The organism is Cupriavidus sp. 10L43_2 (assembly GCF_056395265.1).
On the sequence record NZ_JBFTJE010000006.1, the window covers coordinates 196,921 to 222,426 of the forward strand.

Here is a 25,506-nt window from a genome sequence, read left to right on the forward strand (position 1 = left end):
ATGTCAGCCGGCCATGACCTCGCCGCCCGCCACGGGCACGGCCTGCCCGGTGATGGCGGACGCCGAGGGGCGGCACAGCCACGCCACGGCATCGGCCACCTCGTCCGGCTGCACCAGCCGGCGCTGCGGATTGCGTGCGGCCAGTTCGGCCCGGGCCTCCGCCTCGGTGCGGCCGGTCTTGCCGACGATATTCGCCACCGCGTCGCGCACGATGTCGGTTTCGGTGTAGCCGGGGCAGACCGCGTTGACGGTGATGCCCTTGGCGGCCAGCTCCAGCGCCAGCGCCCGCGTGAGGCCGATCACGCCGTGCTTGGCCGCGCAGTAGGCGCTGACGTAGCCGTAGCCGATCAGCCCCGCCGTGCTCGCCACGTTGACGATGCGCCCCCAGCCCGCGTCCAGCATCGCCGGCAGCGCGGCCTGCGTGCACAGGAAGGTGCCGGTCAGGTTGACGTCGAGCATGCGCTGCCACAGCGCGAGATCAGTCTTGCCGAACGGCGCGCTGTGCGCCTGCCCGGCGTTGTTGACCAGCACGGTGATGGCGCCGCGCGCCTCGGTGGCGGCGGCAAAGGCGGCTTCCACGCTGGCGGGCTCGGCGATGTCGGCGCACACGGCGCCCACCGAGGCGTCGCCGAGCCGGTGCGCCTGCAGCGCGGTGACGGTGGCGTCGAGCGTGGCAGCGTCGCGGCCCAGCAGCGTCACGCTGGCCCCTTCGCCCAGTAACTGACGCGCGATGGCGGCCCCGATGCCGCGTCCGCCGCCGGTGACGAGCGCGTGCCTGCCAATCAATGATGGCGATGGGGATAGGCCCATGGTCACTTCCCCGCCGGCACGCCGGCCGTGGCCGCCGCGCGCTCCATATTGGTTTCGAGCTGGCGCTTGCCGGCCACGTACTGCTTCGGCCAGGTTACGTCGCGGAAGCCGAGCCGCGCGGCCTCGTGCAGCGTCCAGGCCGGGTCGGCCAGATGCGGGCGGGCAATCGCGCACAGGTCGGCCCGGCCCGCTGCGACGATGCTGTCCACATGGTCGGCCTCGAAGATGGCGCCGACGGCAATCGTCGCAATGCCAGCCTCGTTGCGGATGCGGTCCGCGAACGGCGTCTGGTACATCCGGCCATAGACGGGCGCCTGATCGGGGCTGACCTGCCCGGAAGAGCAGTCGATCATGTCCGCGCCGGCCGCCTTGAACGCGCGCGCGATGGCCACCGCGTCGTCGGCGGTGATGCCGCCCTCCACCCAGTCGTGCGCGGAAATCCGCACCGACATCGGCCGCTCCGCCGGCCAGACCGCGCGCACGGCGGTAAAGACTTCGAGCGGAAAGCGCAGCCGGTTCGCCAGCGTGCCGCCATAGGCATCGGTGCGCAGGTTGGTCAGCGGCGAGATGAAGCTGGAGAGCAGGTAGCCGTGGGCGCAGTGCAACTCCAGCCAGTCGAAGCCCGCCTCCGCCGCGCGGCGCGCGTTGGCCACGAAGTCATCGCGCACCTGCGCCATGTCGGCGGGCGTCATCTCGCGCGGCATCTGCGAGATCCCGGGCAGATAGGGCAGCGGCGACGCGGAGATCAGCGGCCAGTTGCCCTCGGCCAGCGGATAGTCCATCTTCTCCCAGCCCAGTTGGGTCGAGCCCTTGCGGCCCGCATGGCCCAGCTGGATGGCGATCTTCGCGTCGCTGTTGGCGTGGACGAAATCGACGATCCGGCGCCACGCATCGCGCTGGGTGTCGTTCCACAGCCCGGGGCAGCCCGGCGTGATCCGCGCGTCCGGGGACACGCAGGTCATCTCGGCCACGACCATGCCCGCCCCGCCCAGCGCCCGCGCGCCCAGGTGCACGAGGTGGAAATCGCCCGGCACGCCATCGACCGACGAATACATCGCCATCGGGCTGACCACCACGCGGTTTTTGAGGGTGACGCCGCGCATGCGGTACGGCGTGAACATCGGCGGCAGGCCGTGTTGGGGATCGGCGGCGCGCAGGTGCAGCGTCTCGAGCGGCACGCCGGCCTGGGCGGCCAGCCATTGTTCGAAGTCCGCCACGTAGCCGGCATCGCGTACACGCAGGTTCTCGTGGGAGATGCGCTGCGAGCGGGTGAGCAGCGAATAGGCGAACTGCTCCGGCGCGAGGCTGTCCGCGTAGCGCTCCACGTTCTCGAACCATTCCGTGGAGTTGCGCGCGGCGTTCTGGATCTTGAGCACCTCCACGCTGCGAGTGGCCTCATAGTGCGTCAACGCCTCGGGCAGGCCGTCGATGCCGCCGTGCGCGCGTCCGATGGCGTTGGCGAGGTCGATTGCATCCTCCAGCGCCAGCTTGGTCCCCGAGCCGATCGAGAAATGCGCCGTATGCGCCGCGTCGCCCATCAGCACGACCGGCACCCGGCGCCCATCGTCCAGCGTGTTCCAGTGCACCCAGCGATGGCAGATCACACGCGGGAAGCGAATCCAGTTGGCCGAGCCGCGCAGATGGGTGGCGTTGCTGATGAGCGGATGGCGGTCCAGATGGCGCGCGAACAGGCGCTCGCAGAAGGCCACGCCCTCTTCCTGGCTCATCTGCTCGATGCCAGCGTCGCGCCAGACGCGCTCCGGGGCTTCGACGATAAACGTGGACGTGGTGTCGTCGAAGCGGTACGCGTGAGCCTGGAACCAGCCGTGCTCGGTCTTCTCGAACGCGAACGTGAAGGCGTCGAACAGCTTGTGCGTGCCGAGCCAGACGAAGCGGCACTGGCGGGTGTCGATGTCCGGTGCGAAGGTCTCGGCGTAACGCGTGCGGATGCGGCTGTTGATCCCATCGCAGGCAATCACCAGATCGGCGCCGTACTGGCGCGCCAGCGCCTGGTCATCGGCCACATCGGTCTCGAACACGAGCCGCACGCCCAGCGCCTCGCAGCGCGCCTGGAGGATGTTCAGCAGCCGCTTGCGGCCGATGCCGATAAAGCCGTGGCCGCCCGAGCGGATGGTGCGGCCGCCGATGTGGATGTCGATGTCGTCCCAGTGGTTGAACGCGGCGTCGATCTCGCGCGCACTCACGGGGTCGGCCTGGCGCAGGTTCTCGAGCGTGGCATCGGAGAACACCACGCCCCAGCCGAACGTGTCGTACGGCCGGTTGCGCTCCACCACCACTACGTCGTTGGCGGGGTCCTGCAGCTTCATCAGCAGCCCGAAATACAGGCCCGATGGCCCACCACCAATGCAAAGCACGCGCATAGGGTCGCCTCACTACATCATGGTTAAATATTTGATGCTTAAAATATTAGGCCGCACGGGAAGTCGTGGCAAGCGAAATCTGCGCGGTCGAAGGATGCCTCCCCGAGCCGTGCAGACTTTGCCCCTATATATATAGGCAGTCAGCCCGCCATGGCGGTCTTGACCTGCTCAAGTGCTGTGGGATCCTCAATTGTGGTCAGGTCGCCGGGGTCGCGGCCCTCGGCCACGGCCTGGATCGCGCGGCGCAGCAACTTGCCGGAACGCGTCTTGGGCAGTGCGTTGACGAAATAGACCCGCGCCGGCCGCGCCACCGCGCCCAGTTGCTGGTCCACCGTCTTCATCAGCTCGCCCTCCAGCGCCTGGCAGTCCGCCGGCGTAGCGGTGCGCGCCGCGTCACGGGCGATGCAGAACGCCATCGCCACCTGCCCCTTGAGCGCGTCCTGCACGCCCACCACGGCCACCTCGGCCACGCCGGCGTGCGAGGACAGGCTTTCCTCGATCTCGCGCGTGCCCAGCCGGTGCCCCGCCACGTTGATCACATCGTCGGTGCGGCCCAGGATAAAGACGTAGCCGTCTTCGTCGCGCACGCCCCAGTCGAAGGTCGAGTAGCACTGGCGATTCGGCACGGCGGACCAGTAGGTCTTCACGAAGCGCGCGTCGTCGCCCCAGATCGTGCTCATGCAGCCCGGCGGCAGCGGATAGTCGATGGCCACCACGCCCTTCTGGTTCGGCGCGCATTCCTCGCCGGTCACCTCATCCACGATGCGCAGGTCGTAGCCATAGGCCGGTACGCCGGGGGAGCCGAGCTTGGGCGGCAGCGGCTCCACGCCGCGCTGGATGGCGATGATCGGCCAGCCGGACTCGGTCTGCCAGTAGTTGTCCACCACGGGCTTGCCGATGCCGTCCTGGATCCAGCGCGCGGTAGGTTCGTCCAGCGGCTCGCCGGCCAGGAACAGCAGCCGCAGGCTGGACAGGTCGTTGCGCCGCAGCAGCGCCGGGTCCTGCTTCTTGAGCACGCGGATCGCCGTGGGCGCGCTGAACATGATGTTCACGCCGTGCTCCGCCACGATCTGCCAGAGGATGCCGCCATCGGGCCGGATCGGCGTGCCTTCGTACATGACCGTGGCCATGCCCGCCAGCAGCGGCGCGTAGACGATGTAGCTGTGCCCCACCACCCAGCCGATATCCGATGCCGTGAACATCGTGTCGCCGGGCTTGCCGCAGAAGATGTATTCCATCGACGTGGCCAGCGCCACCGCATAGCCGCCGGTGTCGCGCTGCACGCCCTTCGGCTTGCCGGTGGTGCCGGAGGTGTAGAGCACGTACGAAGGCTCGCTCGACTCCAGCCACGCGCAGGGCACCACCTGCCCGGCCACGCGCTCGCGCCAGGCGCCGTAGTCCTCGTCGCGGCCAGCGGTGACCGGCATGTCCGCGAGGCCACGGTTGACCAGCAGGACCTTGTCGGGATGATGGCCGGCCAGCCGGATCGCCTCGTCCAGCAACGGCTTGTAGGGCACCACCTTGCCGGCGCGGGAGCCCGCGTCGGCGCTGACGATCACGCTCGGCTTGGCATCGTCGATGCGTGCGGCGAGGCTCACCGAGGCAAACCCGCCGAAGACCACCGAATGCACGGCGCCGATGCGGGCGCAGGCCAGCATCGCGAACATCGCCTCGGGAATCATCGGCATGTACACCAGCACGCGGTCGCCCTTGCCCACGCCGAGCCCCTGCAGGATGGCGGCCATGCGCTGCACTTCGTCGTGGAGCTGGGCGTAGGTGTAGACGCGCTGCTGGTCCGTCTCGGTCGACACGTAGATCAGCGCGCGCTGGTGGGCGCGGTCCGCCAGATGGCGGTCGATGGCGTTGTGGCAGAGGTTGGTGCGCCCGCCGACGAACCAGCGGGCGAAGGGCGGCCGGCTGTCGTCGAGTACCGTTTCGAAGGGCGTTTCCCAGTCGATCCGCTTCGCCTGTTCCGCCCAGAACCCCGCCGGGTCGGACAGCGATCGCGCATGCAGGGCACGGCTTGCCGTCATGGTGTGTCTCCTCCGCCTTATCCGGCGTGTCTTTGGTCGACGGCCAGTGTGCCAGCGCGTGCGGCGCCGGTCTATCGGGGGAAATGGGGTGAAGCTCGGGGTGAAGCTGGGGGGGGGGGGAAGACTGCGGGGAAAGAGACGCCGCGCCGCCATGGAAGGGGCGCGGCGTCTCCCGGTCTCAGTGGACCTTGCTCTTGCTGCTGGCGCTGGCCTTGGGCGCCGGCGACGGCTTGGCCTCGCGCACGACCTTGGCCGGCGCGGCCTTGGATGCGGGCTTGGCCGCGCCCTTGCGCGGGGTGGCTTCCACCACCACGCGCTTGCGCGGCTCGGCCTTCTCGGTCTTTTCCGCCTTGGCGGACTTGTTGACGGTGTGGCCCTTGGGCTCCGGCTTGCCACGGGTGGCGGCACGCACCGGGGTGTCGTCATCGTCGTCGCGCGCGGCGCGGGCGGCGGCCGGCGAGTTGGGCCGCACCATCAGCACGAGGCTCTGGCCCGCCACGAGCTTGCTGCCCGACAGCTTGTTCCACGACTGCACCTGGCGCGGCGAAACACCGTAGCGGCGCGCCACCGACACCACCGTGTCGCGGCGGCTGGCCCGCACGACGATGCGCTTGGCATCCGGCACATCCGGCTCCACGGACAGCATCGCCGTGTCCACCAGCGAGGCGCTGATGTCCTGGTCATGCCGCTCCGAGCGCGGAATCATCACCGTCGAGCCAGCCTTCAGGCGCATGCCCTTGGGAATGCGGTTGATCTCACGCAGCGTGTCCGCATCGACATTGAGCCGCGCGGCCAGCGACTCCACGCGCTCGCGGCTGTCCACGGTCACCGCCGTCCAGCTCGACAGCCCGCCCCGGTACGTATTGAGGTTGAACTGGAAGCGCTCGGCGTTATCGAACGGTAGCAGGATCTGCGGATTGGCCGCGCCGAGGATCACCGGGCGGTTGAACGAGGGGTTCAGCGCCTTGAACTCGTCCAGCGGCATGTTGGCGAGCTTGGCGGCCAGCGCCACGTCGATGTCCCGCGAGGTGGTCACCGTGACGAAATACGGGTGATCGGGGATCTCGGGCAGCTTCACGCCGTACGCGGCCGGGTTGGCGATGATGTTCTTCACCGCCTGCAGCTTGGGCACGTAGTAGCGCGTCTCGTTCGGCATGGTCAGGCTGGCGTAGTCCGTGGGCAGCCCGCGCGCCTGGTTGCGCGCGATGGCCCGCGACACGGCGCCCTCGCCCCAGTTATACGCGGCCAGGGCCAGGTGCCAGTCGCCGAACATGTCGTACAGGCGCGAGAGATAGTCGAGCGCGGCATCCGTGGAAGCCAGCACATCGCGCCGCTCGTCGCGGAACATGTTCTGCTTGAGGTTGTAGGACTTGCCCGTGCTCGGGATGAACTGCCACATGCCGGCCGCCTTGGCCGTGGATTCCGCCTGCGGATTGAACGCGCTCTCCACGAACGGCAGCAGGGCCAGTTCCGTGGGCATCTTGCGCCGCTCCAACTCTTCCACGATGTGGTACAGGTAGCGGCTCGACCGCCCCACCATCCGCTCCATATAGTCAGGGCGTGCCGCGTACCACTGGGTGCGGTCGTCGACCAGCGTGCCCTCGAGGTCCTGCATGGCAAAGCCACGGCGAATGCGGTCCCAGATATCGTTCGACGGGCCGCGCAGCCAGTCGAGGCTGACCTGGTCCACGTTGACCACGGTGGTGCTGGCCAGCGAGCCGGCCTTGCCGGTGCTGTTGAGCGTATTGAGCGGGTCCTTGGGCGGACCGGATTCGAGGGCGGTCGTCGTGCCGGCCATCTCGCCGGCGGGCGGGGTGGGTGTGCTGGCGCAGGCTGCAACCAGCGCCGCACACGCAACTACCGCCAGAAATCGACCAAATTGCATGAATTTCTCTGAAGTGACGCCAAAAAAAGGTGGCCCGATCCTATGGAAAAGCCCCGTTGGCGTCAATGAGATTTTCCCGCGATCGGCCGATCTGCCGGCCTGTTTCGGACAAATTCGATGTCCTTTTCGATCCCTCCCCGCGCGCCGGCCCGGGGTCAGCGGAAGCCCTGCGCCCGCTCAGCGGAAGTTGTCCTTCCAGCCGCGCAGCGCGCCGAAAGCCGCCGCGTCGGTACTCATATCCGCGCCCTGGGCCTGGACGGCCCGGCGCACCGCCGGCTCGCGCGAGCGCAGGAACGGATTGACCGCGCGCTCGTGCGCCACGGTAGTCGGCACGGTGGGCGTGCCAGCTTCGCGCAGCGCATCCACGCGGGCCGCCCAGGCGGCGAGGTCCGCATTGGCCGGCTCCACCGCCTGCGCAAAGCGCACATTGCTGCGCGTGTACTCGTGGGCACAGTAGACGCGGGTGTCGCCCGGCAGCGCGGCGAGCTTGTCCAGCGAGGCCAGCATCTGCGCCGGCGTGCCCTCGAACAGCCGCCCGCAGCCGCTGGCGAACAGGGTGTCGCCGCAGAAGACCACCGGGCCGGCGCCGGGCAGGTCGCCCGCATAGGCCACATGGCCGGCGGTGTGCCCCGGTACGTCGATCACCCGGAAGGTGGCAGCCGGATGGCGCAGCGTCACCGTGTCGCCCTCGCGCACCGCCTGGGTGCGGTGGCCGATACGTTCGCCGGCCGGCCCGACCACCGGCACCGGGGCGCCATCGGGCCCCTTGGGATGGTCCGCCAGCAGGTCCGCCACCCCACCCTGGTGATCGCCATGGTGATGGGTGATTACAATAGCGCCCAGTGCCAGCCCGCGCTCGGCCAGGAATCGCGCCACGGGCGCAGCCTCGCCGGGGTCGACGATGGCGGCGCTATGCCCGTCATGGATCGCCCAGATATAGTTGTCCTGGAATGCGGGGATTGGCTCCACTTTCAACATGAGTGCTCCTATGTCCAACCGACCGATTATAGATTGGGAAGAATGGCTCGCCTCGCCGCCCGGCCAGTACGTGCTGGAATGGGAGTCGCGCCAGTACGACCAGGTCGTGGCGGACATCTTCGGCTATCACGCCGTGCAGATGGGCCTGCCCGCCATCGACACGCTGCGCGAGAACCGTATGCCGTTCTCGGCACTGGCGCTGGACGGCCGCGCCGGCCCCCACGGCCCGCGCGACGCCCATCCGGACGCCCGCCAACTGTTGTGCCGCTTCGACGAGCTGCCGTTCGACACCCAGAGCATCGACCTCGTCACCCTGCCCCACATCCTGGAATTCTCGGAAGACCCGCACGAAGTGCTGCGCGAGGTCTCCCGCGTGCTGATGCCCGAAGGCCGCATCGTGGTGACCTGCTTCAACCCGATGAGCCTGTGGGGCGCCCGCCAGGGCCTGAACCGGCTCGGCGCCCTGCCCTTCCTGCCCAGCGACGCCCAGACCATGGGTTTCGTTCGCATCAAGGACTGGCTCAAGCTGCTCGGGTTCGATATCATTCGCGGCCGCTTTGGCTGCTACTGCCCGCCCTACCGCACCGAGCGCTGGCTGCAACGCAGCGCGTTCATGGAGAAGGCCGGCGACCGCTGGTGGCCCATCTTCGGCGCCGTCTACATGATCTCGGCGGTCAAGCGGGTGAAGAACATCCGACTCGTCGGCCCGGCCTGGAAAAGTCCGAAATCCGCGCTGGCGCCAGTCTCCGCCCCGGTGGCCACGCCCACCGGCACGCACGGCAAGACGCCGCGCGACCATCGCTGAACCCATCGACCACGCCATGCAAGAAGTTACGATTTACTCCGACGGTGCCTGCAAGGGCAACCCCGGCCCCGGCGGCTGGGGCGCCGTGCTCATCGCGGGCACCCATGAGAAAGAACTGTTCGGCGGCGAGAACCCGACCACCAACAACCGCATGGAGCTGATGGCCGTGATCGAGGCGCTGCGCTCCCTGAAGCGCCCGTGCGTGGTCCAGGTCTATACGGACTCGCAATACGTCCAGAAAGGCATCAGCGAGTGGATCACCGGCTGGAAGGCGCGCGGCTGGAAGACGGCCGACAAGAAGCCGGTGAAGAACGCCGACCTGTGGCAGCAACTCGACGAAGCACGCCAGCCGCACACCATTTCCTGGCACTGGGTGCGCGGCCACAACGGCCACCCGGGCAACGAGCGGGCCGACGCGCTGGCGAATCGCGGCGTGGCGTCCATCGCCGTGTAACCACCCCGTCTCCGTTAGAATGCCCGCCATGCGACAGATCGTTCTCGACACCGAAACCACCGGCCTGAACCACGCCACCGGCGATCGCCTGATCGAAATTGGCTGCGTGGAACTGGTGAACCGGCGCCTGACCGGCCGCCACCTGCACTACTACGTCAACCCCGAGCGCGACATCCACGAGGACGCCATCGCCGTCCACGGCATCACGCTCGATTTCCTGGCCGACAAGCCGAAATTCGCCGAAGTCGTCCACGACATCCGCGAATTCGTGCAGGACGCCGAGTTGATCATCCACAACGCGGCGTTCGACCTGGGCTTCCTCGACATGGAATTCCAGCGGCTGGGCCACCAGCCCTTCCGCTCGCACGCCGCCAACGTGATCGATACGCTGCGCGAGGCGCGCCAGATGTTCCCGGGCAAGCGGAATTCGCTCGATGCCCTGTGCGACCGCCTCGGCATCAGCAACGCCCACCGCACCCTGCACGGCGCCTTGCTGGACGCGGAACTGCTCGCCGAGGTCTACCTGGCCATGACGCGCGGCCAGAACTCGCTGGTCATCGACATGCTCGACGCCGGCCCCCACGGCGCCGGCGCCCAGGCCGCGGCGGACCTCTCCGCCCTGACCCTGCCCGTGCTGCTGGCCACCGACGACGAAGTCACCGCCCACATGGGCGTGCTGAAGGAGCTCGACAAGGCCAGCGGCGGCAAGACCGTCTGGCAGGACGCCGCCGAAGCGACGCCGACGCTGCAGTAACCCGCGAAGTTTTTCGCGGAATGCCGAAAAAAGGGCTTTACAAGATACTGCGGCATCTGCATAATCTCGTTTCTCCACTGCACGACGTCACGCAACAACGACGCCGACGCAGCAAGGGGTGGTTAGCTCAGCGGTAGAGCACTGCCTTCACACGGCAGGGGTCACAGGTTCAATCCCTGTACCACCCACCAGAATACGGTGACCAAAAAGGATCTGAGGCGAAAGCCCAGGTCCTTTTTGCTTTGGGGCGCCGCCGAAGTTGGATGCACGGTGCCCTCTGGCACAATCGCGCCATCCCGTCCGCTTCCCCTCCCTAAATGCTCCGCCTCACCCTTCTCTTCGCCATCACCGCTGTTGCCGAGATCGTCGGTTGCTACCTACCGTGGCTGGTGCTCAAGCAGGGGAAGAGCGCGCTGCTGCTAATCCCCGCCGCAATTTCCCTCGCCCTGTTCGCCTGGCTGCTAACCCTCCACCCCACCGCCGCCGGGCGCACGTATGCCGCCTATGGCGGCATGTATATCGTCGTGGCGCTGGTGTGGTTGCGGGTGGTGGATGGGGTGCGGCTGACGAGTTGGGATGTGGCCGGCGCGGTGGTGTGCCTTGCCGGCATGGCGTTGATTGCGTTGCAGCCGCGGGCTTAGCCCGTCGTCAAACCACCTCGAAGAAGTGCGTGCCGTCGCGGTCGAGTTGGGCGATGAGGCCGAATTCCCAGTCGAGGTAGGCCTGCATGGCGGCCGATGCGTTGTCGGTGCCTTCGTACGGGCGGCGGTAGCGGTCGGTTCTCGGCACGGCCAGGCGGGTTTCGCCGGATTCCAGCGGCAGGCCAGCGTCGATCCAGGCCGTGGTGCCACCTTCCAGCACCACCACCTGCGCCGATGTGAGCCGCTTCAGGTCCGCCGCCGCAAAGCGGGCGAGCTGGCTGGTGCCGCAGGTCAGCACATAGCGTTTTGCCGAAGGGATCGTCGCCAGCGCCTGCGCCAGTTGGGCGCGGATGGCAAACCAGGCGCCTGGGATATGGCGCTTGACGTAATTGGCGCTGGCCGTCACGTCGAGCACGGCGATGTCGCCCTCGCTCGCATCCTCTAGCCATTTCGCGAGTTCGGCTGGCGAGACGGAATCGACGGCATCCGCTTCCGGCACCGGCGCCGCCGACGTGCCGCGCTCGCTGCGAGCATGTTCGCCCGCCGCCTCCACCACGAATACTTCCCAGCCCATCTGCGCCAGCCACGAAGCCGTCATGTCGGCGCGCACGCCGTGGTCGTCGTCGGCCAGCACGATCCGTGCGCCGCGCACCGGGGCGCTGTGGTCGGTTTCCTGCACCAGCTGGCCGCCCGGCGCGCTGGCGAAGCCCGGCAGGTGGCCATCGGCATATTCCTCGGGCGTGCGGACGTCGAAGCGGTACAGCGTCCGCCCCGGCTGGGCCAGCGTCGCCACGGCGTCGTGGGCAATCCGTTGCACGCCGGCCTTGTCGGCAATCGCCCGGGCGCCGCTACGGGCCCGCTCGCGGTGGGCGGCGTCCACCGCTACCGGCGCGCGCCGGCTGGCGCCGTGGTCGAGGGTCTGCCCCGCCAGCGTCCAGCCGATGGTGCCGTTGCGCAGCGCCGCCACCGGGTTCGGCAGGCCGGCATTGATCAAGGATTGCGTGCCGATGATGCTGCGCGTCCGGCCCGCGCAGTTCACGATGACCCGCGTCTGCGGGTCCGGCGCCAGTTCCCGCACGCGCAACACCAGTTCCGCGCCGGGCAGGCTGGTGGCCGTGGGGATGCTCATGGTCTGGTATTCGTCGAAGCGGCGCGCGTCCACGATGACCACATCGGCACGTTCGTCGATGAGCGCCTGCACTTCCTGCGCGGCCAGTGACGGCGTATGGCGCTTCGCCTCCACCAGCTCGCCGAACGACTTGCTCGGCACATTCACGTCGCGGAACACCTCGCCGCCGGCGGCGATCCAGGCCGCCAGCCCGCCGTCCAGCCGCGACACATCCGTATAGCCCAACCCGTGCAGCACCGCCGCCGCGCGCGGCGCCAGATCCTCACCGGCATGCTCGCCATAGACGACGATCCGCGTGTCGCGGCGCGGAATCCGTCGCCACGCTTCCAGTTCGAGCTTCGAGAGCGGGAAGTTCGCCGCCCAGAGCGGATGCTCCTGGGCGTAGGGGTCTTCCTCGCGCACGTCGATCAGCGCGATCTCGGCGCGGCCGAGCAGCGCCTGCCGCACGGACAGGCTGGAGACGGCGGGAAACACGGCGGGAACGACGGAGGGCAAAGCGGTCATGACGAAACGGGTTCCTTCGATCGATCCCAGGGATTGGGCAGGGTGGAATTGGAATAGCCGGAGATAAACGGCTTGCGCTCGCCCGCCTCCGGGTAGACGTGCCGCCGCACCGCGCCGATATTGGCGCCGTACACGTGGATGCTGATGGAGACGCGGTCCTCGTAGGCGTTGTGCACACGGTGGATGTCCCCCACCGTGGGCGACACCGCCTCCACGTGGCCCGGCTCCAACCGCGTGGCCGCGCCGTCCAACTGCGGGCGGCCTTCGGCATCGATCCGGTACGGCTGCGAATACTCGGCCCCGCGCAGCATGCCGATCAGCCCCCAGACCGTGTGGTCGTGGATGGGCGTGCGCTGCCCCGGCCCCCAGACAAAGCTGACGATCGAGAACCGCTCGGCGGAATCGCAATGGAGCAGGACCTGCTGGTAGTACTCAGGGTGCGGCTGGGCGAAGGCATCGGGCAGCCAGTCGTCGCGCGCCACCAGCGTGGCGAGCAGCGCGCCGCCTTCGGCCAGGATGCGAGGCTCATCGGGCTGCTGGTCGAGCAGCGCCGAGAGGCCGGTGATGAACTCGCGCAGCGGCGTGAGCGTACGCGCTGGGTGCGTGGGGTGTGTCAGGGCGTCGTGCATCCCGTGTCTCCTCGGTGGTCCGCGCGGTGATCCCGTTCGGTGGGCCGTCTGTGGATGGCGACGATCGCTGCGGCCCTGTCTCGAACAGCGGCCTTAAACATAGCACGAAGCCATCGTTCCGATATGGGTCAACCGGCCAGCGCGGCGCGGCCGGCGGCGGTCAGGATGGCGTCGTTCTGCGGCGTGTGGATGCGGCTGCAAAGCACATCGCGATAGTGCCGTTCGAGCGGATTGTTGCGGCTCAGGCCGTGATTGCCCGACAGCTGCAGCGCCAGCTCCACCGCCCGGATCGCATTGCCGGTGACGGTGTACTTCAGCAGCCCGCTGTCCGTCGCCGAGGCCGGCGTGCCGGCATCGGCCCGCGCGGCAGCATCGTCGAGCAGCACCTGGTTGGTGCGCAGCAGCGCGGCGATCTCGCCGATGGTCTCCTGCACGCGCGGCAGGGTGGCGAGCGGCGCACCCAGGCTGCCCGGCGCGCGGTCCTGCACGAAGCTGCGGATCCAGTCGAAGCCGGCCCGCGCCACGGCGTCGTAGAGCGTGCCGAGCAGGCCCACCATCCACGCCTGCTGGTCGGCATTGGCATCCACGTCGGCCTGGCTGGCCCCGGCTGGCGCCCAGGCCTCGGGCCGGCGGATGTCCACCGCATGGTCGAGCGGAATCCACACGTCCTCGAACACGGTTTCATGGCTGCCGGACGCGCGCAGGCCGAGGTGATTCCAGCTCTCCACCACGCGGATGCCCGGCGTGTCGGCCGATGGCTTCGGCACCAGGAAGATGCCCACGCGCGGCTCCGGCTCGTGCGTGCGGCCCCACACGGCCAGCCAGCGCAGCGCCGGAATGCCGGTGGTGTAGAGCTTGTGGCCGCGAATGCGCCAGCGGTCGCCAACGCGCGTGGCGACGGTGCCCGGCAGGCCGCCGCGCGCCGGCGAGCCGAGTTCCGGCTCCACGCGCAGCGAGTTGATCAGCGCGCCCTCTTCCACCGCGCTGGCGAAGACCTCGCGGCGCACCACCTCGGGCCAGCGCGAATCGGCCCGGCCGATGGCGCGATGCTGGAGATAGGTCATGGTCAAGACAAGCGCCGTGGCCGGGTCGCCGGCCGCCACGGCCGCGATGATCCGGCGTGCCTCCGCCAGCCCCGCCCCACCACCGCCGTAGTCGCGCGGCACCACCTGGGCGATCAGGCCATGTTCGTGCAGCAGCTCGAAGTTCGCGTGCGGGAAGCTGCCGTCTGCGTCATGGCGCGCGGCGGTGGTAGCCAGCCGGGCGGTCAGCGTCGCCAGCAACTCGGCCAGCCGGGGCTCGCTCGCAGGCAGGCGGCGCAGGGTGGTACGCGGGGAAGTCGAAGCCATGATGGGGGATCTCGGGAAAGCATCGTGCGATGAGTGCCGCATAGCGTACCGCGCGCCCGCCGCGCCGATAACGACGCATATCGCATATCGAGCGACGGTTTCTGCCGCATATCGAGCCGCGTTTTTATTCGTTTGGGGCCACCGCCCGCCGGGCGTACTTTGCTCGTCATTCCTGACACCGCCCGCAAGGAGGCCCGCGCCATGAGCGTCGATTTCATCGGCATGATCCAGAGCCAGAAGCAGTCCGAGATCCATCCGCCCTCGGGCCCCGTGATCGACCGCGACTATGTGCGCGCGTTCGCCCAGGCCCATGAGCAGGCCGGGTTCGACCGCGTCCTGGTGCCGCACCACTCCACCGGCCCGTCGGCCACGCTGACGATTGCCTACGCGGCGGCCGTGACCGAGCGCATCCACTTCATGCTGGCGCACCGCCCCGGTTTCACGGCGCCGACGCTGGCGGCGCGCCAGATCGCCACGCTCGACCAGTTCAGCGGCGGCCGGCTGGGGGTGCACTTCATCTCGGGCGGCTCCGACAGCGAGCAGGCGCGCGACGGCGATTTCCTCGATCACGACCAGCGCTACGCGCGCACGGACGAGTACCTGGGCATCCTGCGGCGCATCTGGACCGAGGACAAGCCGTTCGACCACGACGGCGAGTTCTACCGCTTCACGCAGGGCTTCTCGGAGGTCAAGCCGGCCCAGAAACCGCATGTGCCGATCTACTTCGGCGGCGCGTCCGAGGCGGCGCTGACCGTGGCGGGCAAGCATGCCGATGTCTACGCGCTGTGGGGCGAATCGCTCGACCAGGTGCGCGAACTGACCACCCGCGTGCGGGCGGAAGCCGCCAAGCACGGGCGCGAGGTGCGCTTCTCGGTGTCGTTCCGCCCGGTGCTGGCGGAGACCGAAGAGAAAGCGTGGGCGCGTGCCGACAGCATCCTCGAACGGACCCGCGCGCTGCGCGTGCAGGCCGGCTACAGCCGGGGCGGCCCGCAGCAGAGCGAAGGCGCGCGCCGCCTGCTGGCCGCCGCCGAACAGGGCGATCGCGTGGACCAGCGCCTCTGGACCGCCATCGCCCGCGAGACCGGCGGCCGCTCCAACTCCACCGGGCTGGTCGGCACGCCCGAACAGGTGGCGGAGGCCCTGCTGGCTTACTACGACGTCGGCGTGACCACCTTCCTGATCCGCGGCTTCGACCCGCTGGAGGACGCCATCGACTACGGCCGCGAGCTGATTCCACGCGTACGGGAGCTGGTGGCACGCCGCGATGCGGAAGCCAGCCGCAAGGCCGCCTGAGGCCGCCTGAGGCCACCTGCGCGTGCGCCCAACAACAACGAAAACGGGGAGTTCCAACACCATGAGCCAATCCAACGAATCGAATCCGCCCAACCTGCCACAGCCCAACACCCGCCGACGCGGCGTGCTGCGGCTGGCCGGCAGCGCCGCCCTCGCCGCCCCGGCGCTGATCCTGGGCCGGCAGGCGTGGTCGGCGCCGCGCAAGCTCACCTTCGCGTGGAACCAGAATTCGTTCTGCCTGACGCCCATCGTGGTGGCGCAGGAGCGCGGCTTCTTCGAGAAGAACGGCCTGCAGGTGGATCTGATCAACTACAGCGGCTCCACGGACCAGCTGCTGGAGTCGATTGCCACCGGCAAGGCGGATGCGGCGGTGGGCATGATCCACCGCTGGCTCAAGCCGCTGGAAGCCGGCTTCGACGTCAAGATCATCGGCAGCTCCCACGGCGGCTGCGTGCGGCTGGTGGGGGCCAAGGCGGCGGGGGTGACCAACCTCCAGGCGCTCAAGGGCAAGACCGTGGGCGTGAGCGACCTGGCCGCGCCGGGCAAGCACTTCTTCACGATCCTGCTGGCCAAGAATGGCATCGACCCCGACCGCGACATCACCTGGCGGCAGTACCCCGCCGACCTGCTCGGCGTGGCCGTCGACAAGGGCGAGATCCAGGCGATTGCCGATGGCGACCCCAATCTCTACCTGCTGGAGAAACGCACCAACGGCGCCTACGTGGAGCTGGCCACCAACCTGACCGGCGAGTACGCGCGCAAGGTCTGCTGCGTGGTCGGCGCCCGGGGCGATCTGGTCCGCAACGACAAGCCGGCCGCCGCCGCACTGGCGCGGTCCATCGTGCAGGCCACGGATTTCGTCAACGAGAACCCGAACGAGGCCGCGAAGATCTTCGCCAAGTACTCGCCCAAGATCAGCCCGGACGATCTGCGCAAGCTCTACGCCACGCTGACCTACACCCACCACCCCACCGGCGTGGACCTGCAGGAGGAAATCGCCTTCTATGCCGACGACTTCCGCAAGATCGGCGTGCTGAAGAAGTCCACCGACGCGAAGCGGCTGGCGCAGCACGTCTACGCCAACGTACTGGGATGATGCGATGACCACAACGAGTCCCTCCACCCTCGACGCGCGACTCGCCGCTAACGCGCCACGCCAGGCCGCCGTGGCCCGGCCGGGCCGCCTCTGGCCCACCGGCCTCCTGGCCGCGCTGGCCTGGGCCGCGTTCGGCGCCATCACCTGGCGCTGGCCGAACAAGGTGGCCGGCTTCACCGACTGGGCCTACACCGAGGAACTCGGCATCGCCGCGCTGGTGGTCGCTGCCGCGCTGGCCGGGCTGGCGCTGGCGGGATCGCGCCTCCCCCCGCTGCACCGCACGCTGGCCACCCTGCGCCCCACCGGGCCGTGGCTGGTGGCGTTGCCGCTCGGCTTCCTCGGCTGGGAAATTCTCACCGCCAAGGCCGCGCTGCTGCCCACGCCGTTCTTCGCGCCGCCGCAGGCCCTGATCGAGGTCTATGTGGATGACTGGCGCCGCCTGGGCGACAGTGTCCTCAACACCATCCGCCTGCTGGGGCTGGGCGTGGCCTATGGCGGCGTGGCGGGCTTCCTGATCGGCGTGTCGATTGGCTGGTCGCGGCGCATCGGCTACTGGGTGCACCCGGTGCTGCGCGTGCTGGGTCCGCTGCCCTCCACCGCACTGCTGCCGCTGACCTTCTACTTCTTCCCGTCGAGCTACTCGGCCGCCGTGTTCCTGATTGCGCTGGCCACCGCGTTCCCCGTGGCGGTGCTCACGTGGTCCGGCGTGGCGAGCGTCAACAAGAGCTATTACGACGTGGCGCGCACGCTGGGCGCCTCCGGCTGGTTCCTGGTGCTGCGCGTGGCGATTCCGGCCGCGCTGCCGCAGGTCTTCGTCGGCCTGTTCATGGGGCTGGGCGCGTCGTTCTCGGTGCTGGTAACGGCCGAGATGATGGGCGTGAAGTCCGGGCTGGGCTGGTACCTCACCTGGGCGCAGGGCTGGGCTTCGTACGTGAACATGTACGCCGCGCTGATCGTGATGGCGCTGCTGTTCTCGAGCGTCATCACGCTGTTGTTCGCCGTGCGCGACCGCGCGCTCTCGTGGCAGAAAGGAACTGTGAAATGGTAGCCGTGCTGGAACGTGAACCCGTGGCGGAAGCACCGGCAGCCCAGGCCAGCGCCGGAGCGCGCATCGACATCCGCAACGTCAGCCATGACTTTGGCGATGCCGGCCAGCGCCTGCCCGTATTGGACAACGTGAACCTGAGCGTGGCGCCCGGCGAGTTCGTGGCGCTGCTGGGGCCGAGCGGCTGCGGCAAGTCCACGCTGCTGCGGCTGGTGGCGGGGCTGGATGCGCCCACGTCCGGCCAGATCCTGCAGGACGGCACGCCGATCACCGAGCCCGATCCGTCGCGCATCGTGGTCTTCCAGGACCCCACGCTCTTCCCGTGGCGCCGCGTGCGCGCCAACGTGGCGCTCGGCCTGCAGGCACGCGGCATCGCCCGGCAGGAGGGGCATCGCGTGGACGAGGCGCTGCGGCGCGTGGGGCTGGAAGCCTTCGACCGCGCGTATCCGCACCAGCTCTCCGGTGGCATGGCGCAGCGCGTGGCGCTGGCCCGCGCGCTGGTCAACGACCCGCGCCTGCTCGTGCTCGACGAACCGCTCGGCAAGCTGGACTCCCTGACGCGCCTGACCATGCAGAGCGATCTCGTCGAACTGTGGCAGCGCGCGCGGTTCTCGGCCCTGCTGGTCACGCACGATGTGGAGGAGGCGCTGTTCCTGGCCCAGCGCGTGATCGTCTTCAGCCAGCGGCCGGCGCGCATCACGGCGGAGATCGTGGTGGACCTGCCCTACCCGCGCCATCGCGGCGATCCGCGCCTGACTGCGCTGCGGCATGAAGCGCTGCGCCATCTGGGGCTCGATGCCAGCTGGTGATGGGTGCTTCGGTCTGGCTCAACAACCTGCTGGCGGGGCTGCAGGCGGCGCAGCTTGCGCTGCTGCGGCTCTGCCACGCGCTGGGCCTGACGGGCGATAGCCACGGCCAGCCGGCGTGGCCGTGGGCACGGCGCATTGCCGGCGAGACGCTGCTGATCGATCCCGGGCTGGCCCGGCAACTGGCGTGGAGCATTGGGGCGATGGCATTCGCGCTGCTCGCGCTGATGTTGGCGCTGGCATGGCGACGGGGCCGGCTGGCCTCGTTCGGCGCCGGCGCGCTCGCCCTGATCCTCGCTCCATGGCCGGCGCCCGACCTCGTCCTCGGCCCCGCCGCCCCCACCAGCTTCCACGTCAGTCCTACCCCCTTCGCCGTGGCCTCCATCGCGCGGGGTGAACGGGTCTATACCCGGCACTGCGCGGCCTGCCATGGCGACGATGGCCGGGGCGAGGGCCCGCTGGCGGCGTCGCTGTCGCGCTGGCCGCCGACGCTCGCCGGCCCGCTGCTGGGCCGCCGCGCCGATGGCGAGCTGTTCTGGCATATCGTGGCCGGCATGCGCGGCCGCGACGGCCAGCCGACCATGCCCGCGTTCGGCGCCACGCTGGGCGACGCCGATGTCTGGGCCGTCATCGACTATATGAAAGCGCTGTCCGCCGGCACCGGCGCGCGCCTGCAGGGGACGTGGCCCACGGCGCTGGCCCTGCCGGACATGCCCGTGCAATGCGAAGGCGCGGCGCCCCGCTCGCTGGCCGACTGGCGCGGGACGCAGCGGGTGCGGCTGGTGGCCGTGGATAGCCGCGCGGCGCTGCCGATGGAGGACCCGCGCTTCCTGACCCTGCTGGTGACGCCGGATGGCCACGCGCCCGCCGAGGTGCCGCAGTTCCGGGCCGGCTGCGTCGCCGCCGCGTCCGAGGCGTGGGCGGTGATGGCGCGCATTGCCGGCGTGTCCCCGGCGGCCTTGCCGGGCACCGCCCTGCTGAGCGACCGCCAGGGCTGGCTGCGGGCCCGAGGGGCGCCGGGGCAGGCCGCGTGGCGCGAATCGGACCTGCTGTGCACGTCCGGGGGACCGCGCCAGTCTCCGGATCCATCGGTCGATGCCCCCGTCGATGGCCTGACCGCCCTGCTGCTGCGCATGGACGCCGAGCCGGTCCGCTTCATCAAGGGCGGCTTCGTCCATTAGCCCGGGGGCTTTTGCACTTTCAGAATCGTCTCAAAGACAGCAGCGGGCGCCGTGCTTACCGTGGGGGTTCCGTCCCACCACAAAGCGCCGCGCATGTCCCTCGATGTCCTTCCCGATGAAATCACCCTGCAGGCCGTCTCCGGCCGGACGCTGACGTGGACCGGCCACTACGCCGTGTCCGCCGGCCTGTTCGAGATCCGGCCGCCCCGTATTCCGCGCGACGCGCGCCCCGTGTTCGACGAGGATCTTGACTGCATCATCGGCTACCAGCGCAGCTTTGGCGGCTGCTATCAGTTGTACGACCTGAACGGCGACATGACGGCGATCTGGGAGGGGCTGCGGGACACGGTGCCGGTGGAGAAGCGCGACCCCATGCTGGTGGTGGGCGGCCTGTGGGCGGCCAATGTGCGCGGCCTGACCGCGCTGGCGCTGCCCGGCATCGGCTCGGCCATGGCCCCGACCACGCTGGCCCTGCTGCGCAAGCGCTTTTCCGGGCTGGCGGCCGCACCGCTGCTGTTCACGGCCGCCGCGCACACCACGATGAACGATGCGCACCGCTTCGTGCCGGTGCATATCCTGCGGCTGGCCATGCGCCACGGGGACCGCATCCAGCCGCCGCCCGGTGTGCCCGGCGCGGCGCGCTACCTGGCCCGGATGGCGATCCGGCGGCGGCCCTGCATGCTGGATGTGGTGACGACCCATGGCAACGCCACGATCGTCCAGTTCGAGTACTGGTCCTACGCGGACACGTTGCCGGCGGCCTGATGCGACGGACCCGACTGACCCGCCTGACCCGCCTGACCCGCCTGACCCGGCAGCTTGGGCGCCACGGAGTCGATGGCGGCCAGCACGGCCTCCACCGAGGGCGGCTTGCCCTGGTCGCCGATCGACACCGACTGGCCCGGCTTCTGCACGCCGAAGTGCTCGCACGAAGTGGCCGTGAAGATCATCACCGTGGGCTTGCCGAGCGCGTCGGCCAGATGGACAAAGCCGGTGTCCATGCCGACGACCAGCGCGGCGGCGTCCAGACGCTGCGCCACCTCGGTGATCGACATGCGCGGCAGCACCTCGGCGTCCGGAATCGCGGCGGCCAGCGCGCGGGACTCCTCGTGCTCCTTCTCCGAGCCCCACGGCAGCTGCACGCGGAACCCGCGCGCCGCCAGCGACTGGCCCACCGCAATCCAATGGGCCTGCGGCCATTTCTTGATTTCGGCGGAGGTGGCATGGAACAGCATCGCGCGCGGCACGCCGTCCGTGTTCAGCGGGGTGGCCGGGGCCGGTATGCGCAGCGCGTTGGTCTCGGCTTCGGGATAGGTGTAGCCCAACGCGTTGGCCGTCACCAGCCGCATCTTTTCGCGGCAGGTGGCGTTGCCATGCGGGCCGAAAATGTCGGTGTAGGCGAATTCGGCCTTCGCCTCGCCCAGGAATTCGGCGGCGTAGCCGAAGCGGCGCGGCGAGCGGGCCAGCCGGGCGACGATCGCGCTCTTGTAGACGCCATGCACGTCCACCACGACGTCGTACTTCTCGCGGCGCAACTCACGCACGGCGCGCAGGATGCCGCGCAGGTCCTTCCACTTCTTGCCGTTCTTCTTGAACTGCCGCAGCGGCGGCGCAATCACCCGGTCTACGCCGATGGCCCAGCGCGGAATGTCCGCGCACGAGGCGTCGGCCACCCAGTCGATGGCGGCGTCGGGATAGGCGCGGCGCAGGTCGGACACCAGCGGCAGCGTATGCACCATGTCACCGAGCGAGGTGATCTTGATCAGCAGGATTCGCTTCATGAAATCGGGGGCAGCGGATGGGCGCGCGGGCGATGGGGCCCGGGGCGCGAAGGCGCTAGTATGCCTGAGCCGCCCGGGCGGGCCGCGGTCGGACCTGCCATCCACACCCCCTACGCGCCCGGGGCGTCACAGGGCCAGTTCGCCCAGCCCGGCTCCCCCCTATTGCCAGACCGAGGCGTCCGGCACCACCGTGGCGAACCGGTCATTCAGCGCCGCCAGCGTAACCCGGTGCAGTTCGGCAGCTGCCAGCGGCTCCCCGCCGAGCGGATCGGGCAAATCCCGCGTGGCGCAGGCGCTGGCCACCAGCGTGACGCGGTAGCCATGGTCGAGCGCCGACCGCACGGTGGCGCTGACGCACATATGGGTCTGGAAGCCGGCCACGATCAGTTCCTTTTTACCCAGCGCGGCCAGCCGGGCGTCCAGCTCGGTGCCGGCGAAGCTGTTCGGCAGCTGCTTGACCACGGTTTCCTCGCCAGGCGCGGGCTGGAGCCCCTCGATGATCGCGGCATACGGGCCGGCCGGGTCGAACGCGCCGCCGGCCTTGCCGTGATGCACCACATGGATCACCGGCGTGCCGTGGGCACGGGCGCGCGCCAGCAGGTCGGCACAGGCCGCCACGGCCTCGGGCATGCCGGTCAGCGGCAGCTTGCCATCGATGTATTCGCGCTGATGGTCGATCAGGACCAGCACGGCGGCTTCCCAGGCGGCAGGGGTGCGGCTGGCACCGGCGGCGTCGAGCAGCGTGAAGGGCGCGGACATGGGGCGGTTCTCCTAGTTGGGTATGCACGCAGCGTAGGGCAGGCTATGCTGTGCGCCAATTCGCCACGAACTCACACTCACTGTGCAAAAAAGCACAATCTCCTGGGACGACCTGCTCACGCTTTCCACGCTGATCCGGGCCGGCAGCTATTCGGCCTGCGCGCGGGAACTGGACATTACCCACGCCACGGCGATCCGACGCATCCGCCGGCTGGAGGCGGCGCTCGGCAAACCCGTGGCCACGCGCACCGACGGCACCTTCGTGCTGACCAGCGTGGGCCGCAATGCGCTGACGGCGGCGCGGCAAATGGAGCAATCGGCCGACCGCCTGCTGCGCGAGATGGAAGGCGCGAGCGCGGGGGTGTCTGGCGTGGTCCGTGTGGCGACCACGGCGGCGCTCGGCAGCGACTTCCTGACGCCCCGGCTGCCGTCGCTCTACGCGCAGAACCCCGATATGGAAGTCCGGCTCGAGGTGGACAACCGCGTCACCAGCCTCGCCCGGCGCCGCGCCCATATCGCCGTGCGGCTGAACCGCCCGCACGAGGGCGAACTGGTGGCCCAGCGCGCCGGCACGCTGCGCTTCGGGCTCTATGCCTCCGCACGCGGGCCGGTGGCCGACGACGCGCCGCTATGCGGCCTGCTCGACGAAGGCTTCACGCTCCCCGAAGTGGCGTGGCCGCAGTCCCTCGGCCGGCCGTTCTCGTTCCAGTCCAACAGCCTGCTTGGGGTGCGCGCCGCCGTGCGCGCCGGGCTCGGCATCGCCCTGCTGCCCCACTTCCTGGCCCACGACGATCCGGCGTTGCAACTGGTGCGCGAGGTGCCCGAGGTGATACGCGAGGTCTGGCTCGCCTACCCTGCCGAATTCCGGGGCGCCTCCCGCTTCCGGCCCGTGATCGACTGGCTGGCGGACACCCTCGCCGACTGCCCTTAACGCAACAACGCGCACCCCGGTCCACCATCGCCTGTTGCATCGGCACGACCCACGCGGCGCATGCGCCACCTCGTGTGGCATGCCGCACCAGATTGCCGAAAAGGCCGTCCGGCGCGGCCCTGCGGTCTGCTACGCTACGAATCGGTTGCCAGCCAAGGGGCGGGGGTTGTGGATCAAAGCCCGGCAGCCGATAAAACGGGTTCAGTGCAAATACCAAGAAGAGATTCATGCGGCACTCCTTGAAGTACCGGATGGCGATCGCCGCAGCCGGCGTGGTCACGGTCATTCTCGTGACGCGCGCTTGCTACGCCCAGTTCTATGCCTATGAAAGCCTGAAGACGCTGCTTCAGGCGCAGCAGGACACACTGGTCAAACTGGTCGCCGGCCAACTCGACGAAAAACTCGAATCCCGTGAGGTGGTACTGCGCCGCCTCGCGCGCACACTTGCGCCCCATCTGGACGAGACCCCGCGCCAGCAGTCGGCCCTGGCTACCGACGCTGTCGATATGCCCGAGAGCTTCAACGCCGTGTTCCTGGCCCGCCCGGACGGCACGCTCTCGTTCAGCACCGCCGTGCCGGAAGGCGTAAAGATGACCGTGGGCGAGCGCGACTATTTCCGCGCCATCGAACGTGGCGCCTCGTTCGCCGTGTCGGACCTGCTGCAGGGCAAGCACTCTGCCGCGCCGGGCGTCATCCTCGCCGTGCCGATGCGCGATACGGACGGCAAGCTGCGCGCCGTGGTGGGCGGCGTGCTGAACCTGTCGGCCAACAACTTCCTGCGCGAACTGGCGCACAGCCGCGTGGGCGTGACCGGCTACTACTGCCTGGTCTCCGCCGGCGCCAATCCGCGCTACGCGCTGCACCCCGAGGCGGACCGCGTGCTGGCGCCGGCCCATGCCCTCGGCGAAATGTGCGGCGCCGAGCAGGCCGAGTCCGACTGGGAAGTCTTCTGGCCCACTCAGCCCATCGTGTCGCGCTACCTGCTGTCGTCGAATGGCTGGGAGGTGGTAGCGGTGCTTCCGGCGGAGGAAGCCTATGCCCCGCTGATCGACGTCCGCCAGCGCACGGTCGTGATCGGCTTCTTTTCCCTGCTGATTACCGCCGCGCTGATGTGGCTGGTGATTCGCCGCCTGCTTGCCCCGCTCGAGCACCTGCACCGCACGGTGCGCCAACTGGCGATGCAGCCCGCCGCCGTCTCGGACCTGCCGGTGCGGCGCGACGACGAGATCGGCGAACTGGCCGGCTCATTCGCCGAGGTGCTGCACCAGCTTTCCGAGCGAGAGGCCGCGCTGAAGGCCGCCAAGGACCGTGCCGCCGCCAGCGAGAAGCGGATCGAGGCGATTGCCAACCATGTGCCGGACTTCGTCGCCTTCATCGACGTCAACGAACGCTTCGCCTTCGTGAACCAGGCCTACGCGCGCCACTTCGGCCTCCCTGCCGATCAGGTGGCCGGGCTGTCGCTGCGTGAGCTGTGGGGCACGCCGGAATATGTGGCGAATGCGCCCTATCTTGAAGAGGCCCGCGCCGGACGCGTGACCACCTTTACCCGCGAGTCGGCCGATGGGCTGGCGTGGGAGGTCACCTACCAGCCGGCGTGGAACGACGCCCAGGACACGGTGTCCGGCCTGCACATGTTCGCGCGCGACGTGACCGGGGAGCGCCAGAAGCTGCGCTCGCTGGAGGCACAGACCCTGTCCGACCACCTGACCGGCCTGCTCAACCGCAAGGGCTTCGATCGCCGGCTCAACGAGACCATGGCCCGCGCCGATGCCGGCGGCCACCGCGCGGCGCTGCTGCTGGTGGACCTGGACGACTTCAAGGCGGTGAACGACACCTACGGCCACCCGGTGGGCGACCGCCTGCTGGTGTCCTTCGCCGAACGGCTCGCCACCTGCGTGCGCAAGGGCGACGCGGTGGCCCGCATCGGCGGCGACGAGTTCGCCATCATCCTGGACAACGTATCGAACCCGGCCACCGTGGAACGGATTGCCCAGACCGTGGTGCAGGCCGCGCTGCGGCCCTTCCCCGTGGATGGCCTGACGCTCGTCTCCACGGCCAGCGTGGGCAGCGCCATCCATCGACCGGATACCGGCTCGTCGGTCAGCGAGTTGTTCATGCGGGCCGACATGGCGCTCTACGAGGCCAAGCGCCACGGCAAGGCCCGCCATGCCGCGCCGAATTGCGCGCCGGTTGGTGCCCCAACCGCCCCCGCCGGCGCGATGTCCGGAACCTGAAACGGAACGGTGGCGCCCCCACCGCTGG

At 69.3% G+C, this 25,506-nt stretch carries 22 protein-coding genes and 1 tRNA gene; 13 read left to right on the forward strand and 10 right to left on the reverse strand.

Going from position 1 to position 25,506, the window contains the following annotated elements; all coding sequences use genetic code 11:
- Positions 1-3: 3 nt before the first annotated feature.
- The 5 genes from AC1DEL_RS11370 to gloB all read right to left on the reverse strand — a co-directional run bounded on the left by AC1DEL_RS11370 (position 4) and on the right by gloB (position 8,087).
- Entirely contained in the window at positions 4-810 is an 807-nt protein-coding gene (locus tag AC1DEL_RS11370; protein ID WP_477125756.1) for an SDR family NAD(P)-dependent oxidoreductase, read from the reverse strand.
- A 2-nt stretch (positions 811-812) separates the two neighbouring features.
- Entirely contained in the window at positions 813-3,191 is a 2,379-nt protein-coding gene (locus AC1DEL_RS11375; protein ID WP_477125757.1) for a bifunctional salicylyl-CoA 5-hydroxylase/oxidoreductase, read from the reverse strand.
- A gap of 140 nt (positions 3,192-3,331) precedes the next feature.
- Positions 3,332-5,224 carry a propionate--CoA ligase gene (locus AC1DEL_RS11380; protein WP_477125758.1) on the reverse strand — a complete coding sequence of 631 codons (1,893 nt, stop codon included), beginning with the start codon at positions 5,222-5,224 and terminating at the stop codon, positions 3,332-3,334.
- A 178-nt stretch (positions 5,225-5,402) separates the two neighbouring features.
- The gene (locus AC1DEL_RS11385) at positions 5,403-7,109 is read right to left on the reverse strand and encodes a transglycosylase SLT domain-containing protein (protein ID WP_441643959.1); all 1,707 of its coding nucleotides are present in this window, start codon (positions 7,107-7,109) and stop codon (positions 5,403-5,405) included.
- A 177-nt stretch (positions 7,110-7,286) separates the two neighbouring features.
- Entirely contained in the window at positions 7,287-8,087 is an 801-nt protein-coding gene (gene gloB / locus AC1DEL_RS11390; protein ID WP_092289835.1) for a hydroxyacylglutathione hydrolase, read from the reverse strand.
- A gap of 10 nt (positions 8,088-8,097) precedes the next feature.
- Between gloB and AC1DEL_RS11395 the strand changes: the two genes are divergently transcribed.
- The 5 genes from AC1DEL_RS11395 (at position 8,098) to AC1DEL_RS11415 (ending at position 10,741) form a co-directional block, all read left to right on the forward strand.
- Positions 8,098-8,892 (forward strand): class I SAM-dependent methyltransferase, encoded by a 795-nt coding sequence (locus tag AC1DEL_RS11395; RefSeq protein ID WP_092289837.1) that lies wholly within the window; start codon positions 8,098-8,100, stop codon positions 8,890-8,892.
- Between the two features lie 16 nt (positions 8,893-8,908).
- Positions 8,909-9,346, forward strand: coding sequence for a ribonuclease HI (rnhA, locus tag AC1DEL_RS11400; protein WP_092289838.1), 438 nt, complete (start codon positions 8,909-8,911; stop codon positions 9,344-9,346).
- 28 nt (positions 9,347-9,374) lie between these two features.
- Positions 9,375-10,100 carry a DNA polymerase III subunit epsilon gene (dnaQ, locus tag AC1DEL_RS11405; RefSeq protein WP_092290837.1) on the forward strand — a complete coding sequence of 242 codons (726 nt, stop codon included), beginning with the start codon at positions 9,375-9,377 and terminating at the stop codon, positions 10,098-10,100.
- Between the two features lie 116 nt (positions 10,101-10,216).
- Positions 10,217-10,291 (forward strand) — tRNA-Val (locus AC1DEL_RS11410).
- 126 nt (positions 10,292-10,417) lie between these two features.
- Positions 10,418-10,741 (forward strand): YnfA family protein, encoded by a 324-nt coding sequence (locus tag AC1DEL_RS11415; RefSeq protein WP_092289840.1) that lies wholly within the window; start codon positions 10,418-10,420, stop codon positions 10,739-10,741.
- A gap of 7 nt (positions 10,742-10,748) precedes the next feature.
- Here AC1DEL_RS11415 and AC1DEL_RS11420 read toward each other — a convergent pair whose 3' ends face one another.
- The 3 genes from AC1DEL_RS11420 to AC1DEL_RS11430 form a co-directional block, all read right to left on the reverse strand.
- Entirely contained in the window at positions 10,749-12,374 is a 1,626-nt protein-coding gene (locus AC1DEL_RS11420) for a rhodanese-related sulfurtransferase (RefSeq protein ID WP_477125759.1), read from the reverse strand.
- Complete coding sequence (locus AC1DEL_RS11425) at positions 12,371-13,003, reverse strand: cysteine dioxygenase family protein (RefSeq protein ID WP_092289844.1); 633 nt, start codon at positions 13,001-13,003, stop codon at positions 12,371-12,373. Before AC1DEL_RS11425 ends, AC1DEL_RS11420 begins: the two co-directional genes overlap by 4 nt.
- Positions 13,004-13,131: 128 nt before the next feature.
- The gene (locus AC1DEL_RS11430) at positions 13,132-14,352 is read right to left on the reverse strand and encodes an acyl-CoA dehydrogenase family protein (RefSeq protein ID WP_092289845.1); all 1,221 of its coding nucleotides are present in this window, start codon (positions 14,350-14,352) and stop codon (positions 13,132-13,134) included.
- 201 nt (positions 14,353-14,553) lie between these two features.
- Between AC1DEL_RS11430 and AC1DEL_RS11435 the strand changes: the two genes are divergently transcribed.
- The 6 genes from AC1DEL_RS11435 (at position 14,554) to AC1DEL_RS11460 (ending at position 20,538) form a co-directional block, all read left to right on the forward strand.
- Positions 14,554-15,645 carry an LLM class flavin-dependent oxidoreductase gene (locus tag AC1DEL_RS11435; protein WP_092289847.1) on the forward strand — a complete coding sequence of 364 codons (1,092 nt, stop codon included), beginning with the start codon at positions 14,554-14,556 and terminating at the stop codon, positions 15,643-15,645.
- Between the two features lie 61 nt (positions 15,646-15,706).
- Positions 15,707-16,741, forward strand: coding sequence for an ABC transporter substrate-binding protein (locus AC1DEL_RS11440; protein WP_092289849.1), 1,035 nt, complete (start codon positions 15,707-15,709; stop codon positions 16,739-16,741).
- Positions 16,742-16,745: 4 nt separating this feature from the next.
- On the forward strand, positions 16,746-17,789 hold the full coding sequence (locus AC1DEL_RS11445) for an ABC transporter permease (protein WP_477125760.1): 1,044 nt from the start codon (positions 16,746-16,748) through the stop codon (positions 17,787-17,789).
- Positions 17,783-18,595: an ABC transporter ATP-binding protein gene (locus AC1DEL_RS11450; protein WP_477125761.1), complete on the forward strand. Its 813-nt coding sequence runs from the start codon at positions 17,783-17,785 to the stop codon at positions 18,593-18,595. The genes AC1DEL_RS11445 and AC1DEL_RS11450 overlap by 7 nt, the downstream gene beginning before the upstream one ends.
- Entirely contained in the window at positions 18,595-19,773 is a 1,179-nt protein-coding gene (locus AC1DEL_RS11455; RefSeq protein WP_477125762.1) for a c-type cytochrome, read from the forward strand. Before AC1DEL_RS11450 ends, AC1DEL_RS11455 begins: the two co-directional genes overlap by 1 nt.
- Before the next feature lie 93 nt (positions 19,774-19,866).
- Positions 19,867-20,538 (forward strand): hypothetical protein, encoded by a 672-nt coding sequence (locus tag AC1DEL_RS11460; protein ID WP_255370657.1) that lies wholly within the window; start codon positions 19,867-19,869, stop codon positions 20,536-20,538.
- On the opposite strand, the gene waaC is transcribed toward AC1DEL_RS11460, so the two are convergent.
- Positions 20,511-21,554, reverse strand: a complete 1,044-nt coding sequence (waaC, locus tag AC1DEL_RS11465) for a lipopolysaccharide heptosyltransferase I (protein ID WP_477125763.1) — start codon at positions 21,552-21,554, stop codon at positions 20,511-20,513. The two genes, AC1DEL_RS11460 and waaC, sit on opposite strands and share 28 nt — an antisense overlap.
- Positions 21,555-21,713: 159 nt before the next feature.
- On the reverse strand, positions 21,714-22,313 hold the full coding sequence (locus AC1DEL_RS11470; RefSeq protein WP_092289858.1) for a cysteine hydrolase family protein: 600 nt from the start codon (positions 22,311-22,313) through the stop codon (positions 21,714-21,716).
- Between the two features lie 82 nt (positions 22,314-22,395).
- Here AC1DEL_RS11470 and AC1DEL_RS11475 point away from each other — a divergent pair, with 82 nt between their 5' ends.
- Both AC1DEL_RS11475 and AC1DEL_RS11480 read left to right on the forward strand, forming a co-directional pair.
- Positions 22,396-23,244 (forward strand): LysR family transcriptional regulator, encoded by an 849-nt coding sequence (locus AC1DEL_RS11475; protein WP_092289860.1) that lies wholly within the window; start codon positions 22,396-22,398, stop codon positions 23,242-23,244.
- A gap of 227 nt (positions 23,245-23,471) precedes the next feature.
- Positions 23,472-25,478, forward strand: coding sequence for a diguanylate cyclase domain-containing protein (locus AC1DEL_RS11480; protein WP_255370658.1), 2,007 nt, complete (start codon positions 23,472-23,474; stop codon positions 25,476-25,478).
- Positions 25,479-25,506 lie beyond the last annotated feature (28 nt).

Coding starts and splice junctions, on each gene's coding strand:
- AC1DEL_RS11370 (WP_477125756.1), bottom strand. CDS start 810: ATGGGCCTATCCCCATCGCCATCATTGATTGGCAGGCACGCGCTCGTC.
- AC1DEL_RS11375 (WP_477125757.1), bottom strand. CDS start 3,191: ATGCGCGTGCTTTGCATTGGTGGTGGGCCATCGGGCCTGTATTTCGGG.
- AC1DEL_RS11380 (WP_477125758.1), bottom strand. CDS start 5,224: ATGACGGCAAGCCGTGCCCTGCATGCGCGATCGCTGTCCGACCCGGCG.
- AC1DEL_RS11385 (WP_441643959.1), bottom strand. CDS start 7,109: ATGCAATTTGGTCGATTTCTGGCGGTAGTTGCGTGTGCGGCGCTGGTT.
- gloB (WP_092289835.1), bottom strand. CDS start 8,087: ATGTTGAAAGTGGAGCCAATCCCCGCATTCCAGGACAACTATATCTGG.
- AC1DEL_RS11395 (WP_092289837.1), top strand. CDS start 8,098: ATGTCCAACCGACCGATTATAGATTGGGAAGAATGGCTCGCCTCGCCG.
- rnhA (WP_092289838.1), top strand. CDS start 8,909: ATGCAAGAAGTTACGATTTACTCCGACGGTGCCTGCAAGGGCAACCCC.
- dnaQ (WP_092290837.1), top strand. CDS start 9,375: ATGCGACAGATCGTTCTCGACACCGAAACCACCGGCCTGAACCACGCC.
- AC1DEL_RS11415 (WP_092289840.1), top strand. CDS start 10,418: ATGCTCCGCCTCACCCTTCTCTTCGCCATCACCGCTGTTGCCGAGATC.
- AC1DEL_RS11420 (WP_477125759.1), bottom strand. CDS start 12,374: ATGACCGCTTTGCCCTCCGTCGTTCCCGCCGTGTTTCCCGCCGTCTCC.
- AC1DEL_RS11425 (WP_092289844.1), bottom strand. CDS start 13,003: ATGCACGACGCCCTGACACACCCCACGCACCCAGCGCGTACGCTCACG.
- AC1DEL_RS11430 (WP_092289845.1), bottom strand. CDS start 14,352: ATGGCTTCGACTTCCCCGCGTACCACCCTGCGCCGCCTGCCTGCGAGC.
- AC1DEL_RS11435 (WP_092289847.1), top strand. CDS start 14,554: ATGAGCGTCGATTTCATCGGCATGATCCAGAGCCAGAAGCAGTCCGAG.
- AC1DEL_RS11440 (WP_092289849.1), top strand. CDS start 15,707: ATGAGCCAATCCAACGAATCGAATCCGCCCAACCTGCCACAGCCCAAC.
- AC1DEL_RS11445 (WP_477125760.1), top strand. CDS start 16,746: ATGACCACAACGAGTCCCTCCACCCTCGACGCGCGACTCGCCGCTAAC.
- AC1DEL_RS11450 (WP_477125761.1), top strand. CDS start 17,783: ATGGTAGCCGTGCTGGAACGTGAACCCGTGGCGGAAGCACCGGCAGCC.
- AC1DEL_RS11455 (WP_477125762.1), top strand. CDS start 18,595: ATGGGTGCTTCGGTCTGGCTCAACAACCTGCTGGCGGGGCTGCAGGCG.
- AC1DEL_RS11460 (WP_255370657.1), top strand. CDS start 19,867: ATGTCCCTCGATGTCCTTCCCGATGAAATCACCCTGCAGGCCGTCTCC.
- waaC (WP_477125763.1), bottom strand. CDS start 21,554: ATGAAGCGAATCCTGCTGATCAAGATCACCTCGCTCGGTGACATGGTG.
- AC1DEL_RS11470 (WP_092289858.1), bottom strand. CDS start 22,313: ATGTCCGCGCCCTTCACGCTGCTCGACGCCGCCGGTGCCAGCCGCACC.
- AC1DEL_RS11480 (WP_255370658.1), top strand. CDS start 23,472: ATGCGGCACTCCTTGAAGTACCGGATGGCGATCGCCGCAGCCGGCGTG.